The organism is Bacteroidales bacterium (genome assembly GCA_021157585.1).
GTDB lineage: Bacteria > Bacteroidota > Bacteroidia > Bacteroidales > UBA12170 > UBA12170.
In genome coordinates this window covers 37,202-50,600 of the sequence record JAGGWH010000081.1, presented here as the reverse complement: position 1 = coordinate 50,600, position 13,399 = coordinate 37,202, and the positions used below count along the sequence as shown (strand labels likewise).

14 protein-coding genes and 1 tRNA gene are annotated in these 13,399 nt (G+C 33.3%); 10 read left to right on the top strand and 5 right to left on the bottom strand.

Annotation, left to right across the window (positions count from 1 at the left end; translation table 11 throughout):
* Positions 1–222 precede the first annotated feature (222 nt).
* The gene (locus J7K39_05560; protein MCD6179352.1) at positions 223–1,101 is read left to right on the top strand and encodes a nitroreductase family protein; all 879 of its coding nucleotides are present in this window, start codon (positions 223–225) and stop codon (positions 1,099–1,101) included.
* A gap of 36 nt (positions 1,102–1,137) precedes the next feature.
* Here the strand turns inward: J7K39_05560 and J7K39_05555 are convergent, their stop codons facing one another.
* Together J7K39_05555 and J7K39_05550 are read right to left on the bottom strand one after the other, a co-directional pair.
* Positions 1,138–1,623, bottom strand: coding sequence for a histidine phosphatase family protein (locus J7K39_05555; GenBank protein ID MCD6179351.1), 486 nt, complete (start codon positions 1,621–1,623; stop codon positions 1,138–1,140).
* 38 nt (positions 1,624–1,661) lie between these two features.
* Complete coding sequence (locus J7K39_05550; protein MCD6179350.1) at positions 1,662–2,948, bottom strand: T9SS type A sorting domain-containing protein; 1,287 nt, start codon at positions 2,946–2,948, stop codon at positions 1,662–1,664.
* A gap of 313 nt (positions 2,949–3,261) precedes the next feature.
* On the opposite strand from J7K39_05550, the gene atpB reads away from it, so the two are divergent.
* From atpB to J7K39_05505, 9 genes are all read left to right on the top strand, one after another.
* On the top strand, positions 3,262–4,422 hold the full coding sequence (atpB, locus tag J7K39_05545; GenBank protein ID MCD6179349.1) for a F0F1 ATP synthase subunit A: 1,161 nt from the start codon (positions 3,262–3,264) through the stop codon (positions 4,420–4,422).
* Positions 4,423–4,468: 46 nt separating this feature from the next.
* Complete coding sequence (gene atpE / locus J7K39_05540) at positions 4,469–4,729, top strand: ATP synthase F0 subunit C (protein ID MCD6179348.1); 261 nt, start codon at positions 4,469–4,471, stop codon at positions 4,727–4,729.
* An 88-nt stretch (positions 4,730–4,817) separates the two neighbouring features.
* Positions 4,818–5,318 carry a F0F1 ATP synthase subunit B gene (gene atpF / locus J7K39_05535; GenBank protein ID MCD6179347.1) on the top strand — a complete coding sequence of 167 codons (501 nt, stop codon included), beginning with the start codon at positions 4,818–4,820 and terminating at the stop codon, positions 5,316–5,318.
* 5 nt (positions 5,319–5,323) lie between these two features.
* Entirely contained in the window at positions 5,324–5,881 is a 558-nt protein-coding gene (gene atpH / locus J7K39_05530; protein MCD6179346.1) for an ATP synthase F1 subunit delta, read from the top strand.
* A gap of 18 nt (positions 5,882–5,899) precedes the next feature.
* Positions 5,900–7,483, top strand: a complete 1,584-nt coding sequence (locus tag J7K39_05525; protein ID MCD6179345.1) for a F0F1 ATP synthase subunit alpha — start codon at positions 5,900–5,902, stop codon at positions 7,481–7,483.
* A 24-nt stretch (positions 7,484–7,507) separates the two neighbouring features.
* Positions 7,508–8,392: an ATP synthase F1 subunit gamma gene (gene atpG, locus J7K39_05520; GenBank protein ID MCD6179344.1), complete on the top strand. Its 885-nt coding sequence runs from the start codon at positions 7,508–7,510 to the stop codon at positions 8,390–8,392.
* A gap of 47 nt (positions 8,393–8,439) precedes the next feature.
* On the top strand, positions 8,440–8,955 hold the full coding sequence (locus J7K39_05515) for a ferritin (protein ID MCD6179343.1): 516 nt from the start codon (positions 8,440–8,442) through the stop codon (positions 8,953–8,955).
* A 103-nt stretch (positions 8,956–9,058) separates the two neighbouring features.
* Positions 9,059–9,131, top strand: a tRNA-Gln gene (locus J7K39_05510).
* A gap of 81 nt (positions 9,132–9,212) precedes the next feature.
* Positions 9,213–10,325 (top strand): hypothetical protein, encoded by a 1,113-nt coding sequence (locus J7K39_05505; GenBank protein ID MCD6179342.1) that lies wholly within the window; start codon positions 9,213–9,215, stop codon positions 10,323–10,325.
* 70 nt (positions 10,326–10,395) lie between these two features.
* Here J7K39_05505 and J7K39_05500 read toward each other — a convergent pair whose 3' ends face one another.
* From J7K39_05500 to J7K39_05490, 3 genes are read right to left on the bottom strand one after another with little or no spacing between them, the layout of a single operon-like run.
* A complete protein-coding gene (locus J7K39_05500) occupies positions 10,396–10,776 on the bottom strand; it encodes a response regulator (GenBank protein ID MCD6179341.1) in 381 nt (126 codons plus the stop codon).
* 35 nt (positions 10,777–10,811) lie between these two features.
* Positions 10,812–12,722 (bottom strand): response regulator, encoded by a 1,911-nt coding sequence (locus tag J7K39_05495; protein MCD6179340.1) that lies wholly within the window; start codon positions 12,720–12,722, stop codon positions 10,812–10,814.
* Positions 12,723–12,766: 44 nt separating this feature from the next.
* Positions 12,767–13,198 (bottom strand): response regulator, encoded by a 432-nt coding sequence (locus J7K39_05490; GenBank protein MCD6179339.1) that lies wholly within the window; start codon positions 13,196–13,198, stop codon positions 12,767–12,769.
* Positions 13,199–13,399: the final 201 nt, after the last annotated feature.

Below are 13,399 nucleotides of genomic sequence, written 5' to 3'. Positions count from 1 at the left end.
TTATTGTACTTTAGTTTTATAACTAACTTAAAGGAATCGTTCTGCCGTATTTTTTTAACGCTTAAACGATTTATTTTTAGCACTTATGATAGCTTTTTTCTCCTAATGTTTTATTTGTTTAAAATAAACAAACATTTAAAAAAACACCTTTATTGCAAATAGAAGATAATATTCATAGTTTTATATCTTTTAATTATTGTTACGACTATAATATTTCATTAAATGGAAAATAAAATTAATCAAGATAGCTGTATAAAATGTAAACTTTGCATTGAAGTATGTCCTGTAAACATTATAGGCATAGACAATAACGGCAGGGTTAATTTTATACCCGAAAGAGAGAATATTTGCCTCGAATGTGGTCAATGTATGGCAATATGCTCCACCGATTCTATCAAAATAAAGAAGTATTCATACCAAAACAATTTTTCTGAATTACCCGAAAATGGATTTAACTACCAACAGTATATCGACTTTATTTCCAGCCGTAGATCGGTAAGGAATTTCAAGAATAAAGCCGTGGAAAAAGAAACTATTGAAAAAATATTAAATTCTTTAAGCTATGCTCCTTATGGCGCTAAACCTAATAAAGTTGAGATAACAGTAGTAAACAATAGAAAAACCATAGAAAAAACTTTACCCTTAATTGAAGAATTTCTTGATAAAATAATAAAGTGGGTAGATAGTCCTATTGTAAGTCGTATTATAAAATACAAAAAAGGCATTGAAACTTTTAATACTTTAAAAAACCATCTTTATCCTATTTCCAAACTAAAAAATTACAAACTAAAATACGGGGATAGAATTACTAGAGGAGCTCCGGCATTAATAATTCTTCATGCCGATAAAGGAGCTGAAGAACACACTAACAATTCTTTAATTTACGCAACCTATCTATTGTTTGCAATACATTCGCTAAAATTAGGAGGAACAATGAATGGAATTCTCCCTGCCGCTATTAATAAAAACGATAAAATAAAACAGAGCTTTAATATCCCAAAAAATCATGAAGCCATTATCTCGATAGTGTTTGGCTATCCTAAATATAAGTATAGAAAATCTATAAAAAGAGAGAGTAAAAAAATAAATTGGATTGAATAATCTTTTTTAATAAAAACCGGTAAACACTTCTATACTCTATGTTTTAGGGAATAAAGAAAAAACAATTTTAGCATTAGCATTACTTATCTCTTCCCATTTATCGATATCAATTTTTAAAGCAATAAGAGCAGATGTTGGTAAATAATCCGTTAATTGTCTGCTTAAGCTGCCAATTAACTCGCTAAGACCCGGATTATGACCCACGAGTAAAACATTTGATACGCTATCATCTAAAGAATAAATATTTTCCAATATTACATTAACGGGAGCTAAGTATAATTCTTTATGCTTTTTTATATCTGCTTGAGGAAAATCAAAAAGATCAGCCATAATTTCAGCTGTCTCTACCGTTCGCAAGGAGCTGCTACAGATTATTGTATCAAGCTCTCCTTTTCTATCTTTTAGTTTTAAACCGACTTTTACACTTCGCTTTATTCCTTTAGAGTTCAGCTTACGTTTATAATCGGATTTATCAAAACCATCTTCGGCTTTACCATGCCGCATAACATAGAGGGTTTTCATTCTCTTGCTATTTTTTGTTAATACAAATATGTAAAAATCTAATTTTTGAAAAACTTATGTACGCTCTCCTGACCATTATCAGTTTTTAAATGAAGGAAATAAATCCCGCTTTTTAAATTGTTTACTTCTAAAGATAATTGATGCTGTACGCTTTTCTCGTTTTCCGAAGCTTGAATTAAAACGCGCCCCATTAAATCGTAAATTCTTACTTCAAAAGAAGTTGCTTCTTTAAAAGCAATACACAAATTCATTTGTTGATTTACAGGATTCTGAAATTTTACCTGAGCAAAAGAATCTGTTTTTTCTAAACCCAAATAGTCTTGTTCTGTTTTTAGTTGCACTAAAACGGGAAGGTGGTCGCTGGCATTATAAAGAGCTGTAATCACTTCAGCAGGTGCAGAACTATTTTCAGGAGAGCCTATAATAGAAGTGTTAAAATGTAAAGCATCATTCCCAAGCACACTATAGCTATCAACATCAACAGTAAATCCGTCAGTTCCATTCATTATAGCGTCAGAAGCAAGGACAAAATCAAAGCGATCGTCAAGACCACCGGTAGAAGCACATCCATTGGAAGTACTATGACTAGATTGAGTATGAATAGCTTTATAAGCATCATTATTATTCCAGTCGCCGGGAGCATTTATAGGATCATTCAGATAATAGATTCCGTTATATTCTTTTGTTAAATTCTGATAAGCTGTTTCAGTAGATGTATACATATTAAGATCGCCCATAAAAAGATAATTATTATGCAAATCATGACTTTGAATATAACTCATAATTGATGCCGTTTGAGATGAACGAGTTGATGCATCGGCAGAGCTACTTCCTGCTTTTAAATGTGTTACTATACAAGTTAGAAAAAGAGTGTCCTTGGTCCAGGCCAAATCCGCAGCATTATAGAAAAGAGTAAAAACATCAGTGGGACGAATAGTTGTGGGGATTACATCCTGCTTTAAAAGGCTTAATTTCTCAGAATTATAATAAAGCATATTTACTAAATCGTTGGTCGCGGTATTGGTTAACTCTCCTCTTTTGTATTTGGTTTCTCCATCTACATTTAGAGCATTATTCAAAAGAGAATCTTGCATAATGGGATTACCGGACATTTCGTTTACCGTTAAAATATCAGGTTGAACATGTCCGAAAATAATCTTAAACTGTTCGTTTTTCATATCTACGGCATTATTTGTAGAGGTGCAAAAACTTGTTGTGTTACCGTAATACAAGGTATTATATTGCATAATCTGAATAGCATCTTGTGCTTTTGATAATCCGTTAAATCCTATAAGGAAGAGTATAAATAATAATGTTCTACGCATAATAATTTTCTTAGATGGCTAAAATATAAAAAATTCACGTGCAAATAAGTACCGATTTATTTGTCTCAAATAACAAACCCTTTGATATAACTGTTTTGCCAATAAAAATAGATTTGTATAAGTTCAAAGATGGAAGTCCAATCATAAGGAGATATTTAATTATTTTATTAAGTATTACTCAATAAATTATTTGGTAAATAAATACCTAAACTTTAACATTTAAGCCGCTCAATTGACATATTTTTCGTAAAATTGCAAAATTACTTGAAAGAAATGTTTTTATACTAGGTAAAGCGTGAATAAAACTATGATAATCAAACATATTCAATACTTTTTAGTTTCCCTTATTTTTCTTTTTAACGGATCAACTTTTGCACAGCATGCAGAGGAAGAATCCTCAGCTGAAGAATCTTTTAATGCCGGTGAAATGATAATAGAGCATATTGTCGATTCTTACGAATGGCATATTCTCGATTATGGCGATTTTCATTTAAGCATTCCTCTTCCGGTAATTATTTTTCACGAAGGAAACTTACTCACATTTATGTCGAGTACTTTTCATCATGGACATGCTCCTGCTTTATTTGATGAAAATAACAAATTGATTCATGCAGAAGAAACAGATAATAATCATTCTGTATCTTATGGCTTAGCCATAATGCATGAAGGAGCACATAAAGGGAAATTGGCATATATCGATGTGAATGAGTATATCCATCATCATAAGATTGTAGAAAACACAGAAGCAGGTATGCCCTACGATTTTTCAATTACTAAAAACGTACTTTCACTTTGGATGAGTCTGATTCTTATACTATGGGTATTTGTTAGTGTTGCCAAATCGTATAAAACACGTAAAGGAAAAGCACCAAAAGGAATGCAAAATATGCTTGAGCCTTTTATTATTTTTGTTCGTGACGATATTGCCAAAGAATCTATAGGAGAAAAGAAATATGAGAAATATTTACCTTATTTGCTAACGATATTTTTCTTTATCTTTTTCAATAACCTTTTAGGTTTAATACCGTTTTTCCCCGGAGGAGCAAACCTGACAGGAAATATTGCGGTAACAATGGTTTTAGCTCTGTTTACATTTATTATTACCAATGTAAGCGGAAATAAAAATTATTGGGTACACATTATCAACACGCCCGGTGTTCCTTGGTGGTTAAAAATCCCAATGCCTTTGATGCCTATTGTTGAATTGATGGGATTAATAACAAAGCCTTTTGTATTGATGGTGCGTTTGTTTGCAAACATTACAGCCGGTCATATTATTGTGTTGGGTTTTATTAGTTTGATCTTTATTTTTGGAAATATGAGTCCGGCTATAGGTTACGGAGTTAGTGTTGTATCTATTGCTTTTGCCATTTTCCTAACTTTCCTTGAGTTTTTAGTAGCATTAATTCAGGCTTACGTATTTACATTATTGTCGGCATTGTATTTTGGCTCTGCCGTAGAAGAACATCATTAGATTTTATAAATAGAAAAAATTATTACTAATCAATAAATTATAAATTATGTCTTTATTAACCGTTTTATTACAAGTTGCAACAGATTTAGCTCCTTACGCAAAAATGGGTGCCGGTATCGGTGCCGGTATTGCTGCTATTGGTGCAGGTATGGGAATTGGTCAGATTGGTCGTGGTGCTGTTGAAGGTATTGCACGTCAACCTGAAGCTGCAGGCGATATTCGTTCGAATATGATTGTTTCTGCTGCCCTTATCGAAGGTGTTGCTTTCTTTGCTATTGTTGTATGTTTGCTTATTGTTTTCTTATAAGCCAATAATACACAAATATCAAGCGCCTTGACGGTTGGTCAAGGTGTTTGATATTCATTGATTAAGTAAAAAAAGAAAAATTTAGAATATGGAATTAGTTAACCCCGGAATAGGATTGATTTTTTGGATGACCCTTTCCTTTGGTATCGTTTTATTCTTGCTTAGCAAATTTGTTTGGCCTTTAATTTTAGGTGGATTAAAAGAGAGAGAAGAAGAGATTGCAAATTCTTTGGAATCTGCTCGTCAGGCTCGCGAAGAGATCCAAAACCTGCAAGCCAATAACGAAGAGTTGTTAAAAGAAGCTCGTGATGAGCGTGAAGAAATGATTCGTGAAGCTAAAAAATTAAAAGACGATATGATTGCCACAGCTAAAGGGCAAGCAGAATCGGAAGCAAAACAAATTATTGAAAACGCCAAATCCGTTATCGAACAAGAAAAAACTGCTGCTTTAAGCGAATTGAAAAATCAAGTAGCCGATTTATCAATAGAGATTGCCGAGAAATTACTCAAAGCAGAACTTTCTGATGATAAAAAGCAAAAGGAATTGATGGATAAGCTTATTGGCGAAGCCGATAATCAACTAAACTAAATAAAATGAAGCAAATTCGTCTGGCAAACCGATACGCAAAAGCACTTTTTGAGTTAGCTCTAGAGCAACAAAATCTAGAAGTTGTTGCAAAAGATATGCAATTGGTGAATGATGTTGTTGTTGAAAATAGAGACTTGGCTTTGCTTTTAAAAAGTCCGGTTGTTAAAGCGCATAAAAAGATTGCCGTTTTTACGGCTTTATTCGAGAAAAATATCGATAAGCTCAGTTTAAGCTTTTTAAGTCTTTTAGCTAAAAATGGTCGTGAAGATATTATTCCTCAAGTAGCAGAATCGCTTTTGAATATTTATAACGACTACCGTGGAATTACAGAGGCTTGGTTAACGACTGCCGGCGATTTAGAAAAAGATGCAAAAACAGCTATCCTCAATATGCTTAAGAAATTAAGTGGCAAAGAGGTTCAATTACACGAATATGTAAATGCTGATTTGTTGGGTGGATTTGTTGTAAAACTTGGCGATTATCAATATGATGCATCAACAAAGACTTTGATTAAGAGATTAAAAGATAATATTAAAAATAACCTGGTTGTTGCCGGGAAATAATAGCGAAACGAAAAAGATATGGCTCAAATTAATCCAGCTGAAGTATCAGCAATTTTAAGACAAGAGTTAGCAGGCTTTAAAACTGAAGCCGAATTGGAAGAAGTAGGAACAGTTCTCCAAGTTGGAGACGGTATTGCTCGTATTTACGGACTCACAAACGCTCAAGCCGGTGAACTTGTTAAGTTTGAAAAAACCGGAATTCTTGCTTTGGTAATGAACCTTGAAGAAGATAATGTTGGAGTTATGCTTTTAGGTAGTTCATCCGGCATTCTTGAAGGTGATATTGTAAAGCGTACCAAAAAAATCGGGTCTATACAAGTAGGCGAAGGTATGTTAGGTCGTGTTATCGATCCTATGGGAATGCCTATAGACGGACAAGGTCCTATAGAAGGTGAGACTTATGAAATGCCTTTAGAACGTAAGGCTCCGGGTGTTATTTATCGTCAACCCGTTAACGAACCTTTACAGACAGGTATTAAAGCTATCGATGCTATGATTCCTATTGGTCGCGGACAACGTGAGCTTATTATTGGTGACCGTCAAACAGGTAAATCTACTATTGCCATAGATACTATTATCAATCAAAAAGAGTTTTACGAAAAAGGAGAACCTGTTTTTTGTATTTATGTTGCTTCCGGACAAAAAGGATCTACCGTAGCTAATATTGTACAAATATTAAAAGAAAAAGGGGCTATGCCTTATACCGTTGTTGTTATGGCAACGGCATCCGATCCGGCTGCTCTTCAATATTATGCTCCATTTGCCGGTGCTGCTATTGGCGAATTTTTCCGCGATACAGGAAGATCTGCTTTAGTAGTTTATGATGATCTTTCAAAACAAGCCGTAGCTTATCGTGAAGTTTCATTATTATTGCGTCGTCCTCCGGGACGAGAGGCTTATCCCGGTGATGTTTTCTATTTGCACTCACGTTTATTGGAGCGTGCAGCTAAAATCATCAATTCTGATGAGATTGCATCTAAGATGAATGATTTACCGGAAAGTCTAAAACCATTAGTTAAAGGTGGAGGATCATTAACAGCCTTACCAATTATTGAAACCCAAGCCGGTGACGTATCAGCCTATATTCCAACTAACGTAATTTCTATTACAGACGGTCAGATTTTCTTGGATTCAGATTTATTTAATTCCGGTATTCGACCATCAATTAACGTAGGTATTTCGGTATCACGTGTTGGAGGTAATGCGCAGATTAAACCAATGAAAAAGGTTGCAGGTACATTAAAGTTAGACCAAGCTCAATTCCGTGAGTTAGAAGCTTTCTCAAAATTTGGCTCCGATTTGGACGCGTCAACTATGGCAGTACTTAATAAAGGGGCACGTAATGTTGAAATCCTAAAACAAAACCTTTATTCTCCTGTACCGGTTGAAAAACAAGTGGCAATTATTTTCTGCGGAACACAAGGTTTATTAAATGAAGTCCCTATTGATAAAGTTGGAGAGTTCCAAAATGAGTATTTGCATTATCTCGAAACTAATCATCAAGATACTTTTGATACTATTGCCAAAGGAAAATATACTGATGAAATTACAAAAGTTTTAACAGAAGCTGCCAAGCATGTTGCAGCACGCTTTAAAAAATAATTAGAAAATTAAATTTGCTATCGCATGCCTAGTTTAAAAGATGTAAGAACACGTATTGATTCGGTTAACTCAACCAAACAAATTACCAGTGCCATGAAAATGGTAGCCGCTTCTAAGTTGAGGAAAAGCCAAAATGCCGTTAACAATATGCGTCCTTATGCTGCGAAATTGAATGAAATTTTGCAAAACCTCACCGCTAGCTTAGATCAAGATAACAAGGGCGTTTACGGGCAAGAACGTGATTTAAAACACGTTTTACTTATACCTATAACATCTAACAGAGGTCTTTGTGGCGCATTTAACAGCAATATCATTAAAGCCACACAGCAGTTGCTCAATACAGATTATGCTGATTTGAATGCAGCCGGAAATGTTGACATAATGACTATTGGAAAAAAGGCTACAGATCATTTTTCAAAAAAAGATTTTAAGTATATTGGAAATAATGATGAATTATTTAATATGCTGAGCTTTGATAATGTTTTTCCCTTAGCCGAAGATTTAATGCAAGATTATGCGAGTAAAAAATACGATCGTATTATTTTAATATACAATCATTTTAAAAATGCCGCAACTCAAGTGATAACTACAGAACAGTTATTACCTGTAGCTTCCGAAAATAACAAAGCCGGAAATGCAATACAAAGAGAATATCTGTTTGAACCAAGCAAAGAAGAAATTGTTGAGGAATTAATTCCAACAATTTTAAAAGTGCAATTTTATAAATCCTTGCTTGATTCTTTTGCTGCCGAACATGGAGCGCGTATGTTAGCTATGTCTCAAGCAACGGATAATGCAACAGAGTTAATAAAAGATTTAAAATTACAGTATAACAAAGCTCGCCAAGCTGCAATTACAGGTGAAATATTAGAAATTGTTGGTGGAGCAGAAGCTTTAAAAAGTGCTTAAAAGCATAAAATTCAACTAAAAAAGTAAGATAAAATCAAAAAAGACAAATGATAAATACAAATGTTGAAGTAAGCCTTAATAAACAAATTAATGCCGAAGAACATGCCTCTCGCTTATATTTTGCAATGGCTATTTGGTGCGAAAGAAATGGCTTTGCCGGTAGTGCAAAATATCTTTATACACATGCCGAAGAAGAGCGTATGCATATGATTAAACTTGTTCATTACGTCAACGAAAGAGGTGGTAATGCCATTACTGACAGCTTACTCGCACCACAAAACAATTGGAATAATATTCTTGATGTATTTAGTGAAGTACTTGCTCATGAAGAAAAGGTTACAGGCATGATTAACACTATGTACGAAGTCTGTATGCAAGAAAAAGATTACTTAACATCTAATTTCTTACAATGGTATATTCAGGAACAAGTTGAAGAAGAAGCCGGAGCACGCGATATTTTAGATAAGCTGAAATTAGCAGGAAATAGTCAGGGAGGCTTATTCCATTTTGACAAAGAAATGGCTGCTTTAGCAGCTGTGGCACTTGCTAAGCCTGCTGTTTAGTAGAAAATAATTTTAAGGTTCAGGCAAAAAATATTTACTTTATTTTTCTTTTTTTTCTTTACCTTTTTCAAAAAAAATGTATCTTTGCCTCGCATTTCGCAATTGACCCATGGTGTAACTGGCAACACGTCTGTTTTTGGTGCAGAAGAGTCTAGGTTCGAGCCCTAGTGGGTCAACAAAAAACAAGGAAGATTAAAGGATTAAAAGGCTGTCTTAAAAGGATGGCCTTTTTTTGTGTAAAAAAGAATCAAAAACAAATGGCAGATTATTTAGTAAAAGAAGTAGAAAACAAAAGATGGATTTGGTTTAAAAAAGCAAATACATATTTGCAGTTGGAAGAAGAGGCTTTTTTAGTTTTTGATAAAATACAAAAATCAACAATACTCCCCATGGAGTGGTGTGCCAAGAAATTTAATATTTCTGTAGAAGAAGCATCGGAAAGTGTAAAAGCTATTAATGAAATTACTACTGAAGAGTTAACAAGAGAACCACAAGAGCGAAATAAATTAGCAGAAGGCATAAGGGCTGAAACTGTTTTTTTTAGTCGCTACACTTACTCTTTTCAAGCATCAAATTTTGAGTTTTGTTATGGCGATGCAAAAATTGAGACTATGTTTCATCCGCTATTTGCTCATCTGCAAAATACCGAAAAAATAGAGAATCCCATAGTGCTTAAAATTTTTGTGAGTCATAATGCTTATCACCTATTTGTTAATGAAAATGGTATAGGTTCTTGGGCTTTTAATGAAGATCATATTTTAAAAGGACAGGTGTTTATGACATTGCTAAATTATGCCTATGCAAAAAAAGAAAACGATTGGTTAGGTGTTTTACATGCATCTGCCATTGGCGATGATAAAAATAGTGTTTTATTTTTAGGTGATTCGGGAAACGGAAAAAGTACAGCTTCGGCTATTGCTTTAGCAAGCGGATTATCGCTTATTGCAGATGATTTTGTCCCTATTGATACTAATGCCAAGGTTCTAACATTTCCCGCAGCAATATCGGTTAAAAAACAAGCTTTAGAGTTTTTATCAAAACGCTTTCCCGAGCTCTTGAAAGCTAAAGAATATGAGTTGAAAGCAATGAACAAAACGGTTAGGTATTTAGCACCATCTTTTATAAAAAATAGTCCAAGAAAAATAAAAGCCTTGGTTTTTATTCAGTTTACCAAAGATGTGGATTTTGAATTAAGAAAGATGGACAGACATAAAGCTTTTCAGTATTTAGTTGTGGATGCTTGGCTTTCGCCAGAAGAAAAAAATGCGCGTTTCTTTTTAGATTGGATAGCTAAAATACCCATTTATAGTTTGCGTTATTCTGATAATCAAAAAATGGTATTTGCTGTTAAAAGCTTGATTTCGCAGTAAATTACTTGTTTTTAACACAGTACATTTCGTTAATAATAAACGGTAGTTATTCAGGAAAATACCAATGTATCTACTTTATATCAATATTCAGCCAACGACTTAAAATATCATAAAGAAGCTCTTTATTTATAGGTTTAGAAATATAATCATCGCCTCCAATATCAAAAAAACGTTTTTTGTCTTCTTCAAAAACATAGGCTGTTTGAACAACAATAGGAATATCAGGTCGAAGTTTTTTCATTTTTACAAGTACATCTTCGCCATTCAAATTAGGTATTTTTATATCCAATAGAACTAAGTCTATTTCGGGATGTTTTTCAAACATATCCAATGCTTCCAGCCCATCTTCAGCTAACAAATAAGATAAGTTCTTACGCTTTAAAAGCACTTCAAAAAGCTCTGTATTAAGCGACTCATCCTCTACTATTAAAATAACAATCTCTTTTCCCATAATAACCTATTGTTTATCTGCTATAATTTTATTTGTTAAGGAATAGAAAAATAAAATGTACTTCCTTTTCCTAATTCACTTTCCACCCATATTTTACCACCTAAAATATTTATAAGCCTATAGCTTATATATAATCCTATACCTATACCCGAATATTTTCTGGTTCGCGATTCATCCCCTATCCGAAAGCGTTCAAAAATCTTTTCATGCATTTCTTTTGGAATGCCTATTCCTGTATCTTTAACAAAGAACACCAACTCATTTTTATTTTCGGAAGAAAAAACACCAAAACGTATAAAGCCTTCGGATGTGAATTTAAGTGCGTTACTAAATAAAGCTATAAATACCTGTCTCAATATATTAAAATCAGTAAAGGCAATGGTATATTGGTCTATCCCATTCATTTCTTTCTCTATAATAACCTTTGATAATCCGAGATTTTTTTGTCGGTTTAAGACTGTTTGATAAATATCATCTATAAAAACATAGACAGGCTTTTGTGTTTTGTTAATACTTAGCTGACCACGCTCAATTAAGGTAACTTCAAAAATTTCGTCTACAATATCTAATAAACTTAAACCGCTTCTATTTATATGTTTTGCAAATTCCGCACTATCTTTAGGATCGGTATTAATATCTATTAAATCGGAGAAACCAATAATGGCATTTAGAGGAGTTCGTAATTCATGCGACATATTTGCTAAAAAAGCCGTTTTAATACGATCGGCTTCTTTAGCTGCATCTAAGGCTATTATGAGTTTTTCTTCTTGTATTTTACGATCTGTAATATCTCTATTTATTGATAAGCCCGCAAGATACCCTTTAAATTCAATGGGAGTTATTATTATTTCCGTCCAATATTCTTCTCCGTTTTTTCTTCTTTTTTTCTCAACATAAGATACTGTTTTTCCCGAGAGTAATTTATTATCCGAATCTTCTGAACTTATCTCGGTACCGGAATTTGGTACTGCAAGATCACGAATAATATTCATTTTTAATAATTCATTTCTTGAATAACCCGACTGTTTAATAGCTGCAGGATTAACTTCCAATATATCGCCAATATTTTTACCTCCAATTTGAGTAACATATACAGCGTCACCAAGGCTTTCAAACAAACGTTTAAACCGTTCTTCGCTTTTTTTAATAATTATCTGCTGACGTTCTAGTTCTCTTCGGCGATAAGCACTTGTTAAAACGGATGGTAACCGAAATAAATAATTTTTATGCTTAACAAGATAATCATCAACACCAATTTTAAGAGCTTCTACTGCGGCATCTTCATCACCATGACCCGTTACAATTACAATAGCAATTGAAAGCTTTTGCTCCTGTCGGATTTGCTTACTTATTTCCAAAGCATTTAATCCTGATAAGTTATAATCAAGCATAAGCACATCATAATCGCAAATGGCATTCCTATTATTTGATAAGTGTTCCAACACTTCGTCTCCGGTAAAAACTTGAGTTAAATGAATATGGGGAGCATGTTGTTTTAAGTAACGATATGTAAGATCAGCATCACTTTTATGATGTTCTGCATACAAAACTTTCAGGCTTTGCTGATTTTCTCTAACTTGTTTTAAGGTAAACTCTATATGTTGAGGAATTTTTTTATAAAAGCCCGGTTTCTTTGAGATATAATCGTTCGCTCCTGATTTTAAAGCTGATATTGCCAACTCTTCAGAACCGGATGCCGTAAGAATAATAATAGGAGAAGAGTATTTGTTTAATCTAAGATCAATAAGCAAACTCATGCCATCTCCATCGGGTAATTTTAAATCGAAAAGAGCTATATCAAATATTTCTTCGCCCATAAGTAATTTTCTAGCATCTGCTATTCGACTTACAACTACTAAATCAACATCAGGCCAATAACTTTTTATTTCCCTACTTATTAAATCAATATCAATTATATTATCTTCAAGTAAAAGTATCTTTTTCATTGGGATTATCTGGTGCTATTAAAATTTAAAACATTTTTAAAATATTAAATCAACGATTCATTTAGAACGTTCCAATATAACTGTATTTGATCTGCAACATCCATAAATTTATCGAAGTTTACAGGTTTTACAATATACGAATTTACTCCAAGTTTATATGCTTTTTCGATATCTTTATCGTCAGATGAGGTTGTAAGAACTACTACTGGTATTGTCTTGTACTTATGATGAGTCTTAAGGGCTTTAAGTACGTCTAAACCCTCTACTTTTGGCATTTTTAAATCGAGTAAGATAACAACCGGAACTTGATCTCCGTTATCCCATTTCTGAATATAGGCGAGGGCTTCTTCCCCATCGCGCGCAACTTGAATAGGATTGTTTAAATTACGTTTTTTAAATGCTCGTAAAGTCAAATCAACATCTACCGGGTTATCTTCAACAAGTAAAATTGGATAACTATTGTATTGTTTTGTCATTTTATTGGGATTTGTTATTTAATCTCTAAATCTACGCTATTTACTATTTTTTCTTTGTGCCATAGTGTCTTTATGGCTTGTCTTTTTTTACCCCTAAGACACTAAGTTTTTTATTATTTATATCTTCTGTCTTTTTCTTTGCGTCTATATCTTCTGTCTTTTTATTTGCGTCTCTGCGTCTCTGCGTGATATTATTTCTCG

Coding starts and splice junctions, on each gene's coding strand:
- J7K39_05490 (MCD6179339.1), bottom strand. CDS start 13,198: ATGACAAAACAATACAATAGTTATCCAATTTTACTTGTTGAAGATAAC.
- J7K39_05525 (MCD6179345.1), top strand. CDS start 5,900: ATGGCTCAAATTAATCCAGCTGAAGTATCAGCAATTTTAAGACAAGAG.
- J7K39_05555 (MCD6179351.1), bottom strand. CDS start 1,623: ATGAAAACCCTCTATGTTATGCGGCATGGTAAAGCCGAAGATGGTTTT.
- J7K39_05500 (MCD6179341.1), bottom strand. CDS start 10,776: ATGGGAAAAGAGATTGTTATTTTAATAGTAGAGGATGAGTCGCTTAAT.
- atpF (MCD6179347.1), top strand. CDS start 4,818: ATGGAATTAGTTAACCCCGGAATAGGATTGATTTTTTGGATGACCCTT.
- J7K39_05515 (MCD6179343.1), top strand. CDS start 8,440: ATGATAAATACAAATGTTGAAGTAAGCCTTAATAAACAAATTAATGCC.
- J7K39_05495 (MCD6179340.1), bottom strand. CDS start 12,722: ATGAAAAAGATACTTTTACTTGAAGATAATATAATTGATATTGATTTA.
- J7K39_05560 (MCD6179352.1), top strand. CDS start 223: ATGGAAAATAAAATTAATCAAGATAGCTGTATAAAATGTAAACTTTGC.
- atpE (MCD6179348.1), top strand. CDS start 4,469: ATGTCTTTATTAACCGTTTTATTACAAGTTGCAACAGATTTAGCTCCT.
- J7K39_05505 (MCD6179342.1), top strand. CDS start 9,213: ATGGCAGATTATTTAGTAAAAGAAGTAGAAAACAAAAGATGGATTTGG.
- atpG (MCD6179344.1), top strand. CDS start 7,508: ATGCCTAGTTTAAAAGATGTAAGAACACGTATTGATTCGGTTAACTCA.
- J7K39_05550 (MCD6179350.1), bottom strand. CDS start 2,948: ATGCGTAGAACATTATTATTTATACTCTTCCTTATAGGATTTAACGGA.
- atpH (MCD6179346.1), top strand. CDS start 5,324: ATGAAGCAAATTCGTCTGGCAAACCGATACGCAAAAGCACTTTTTGAG.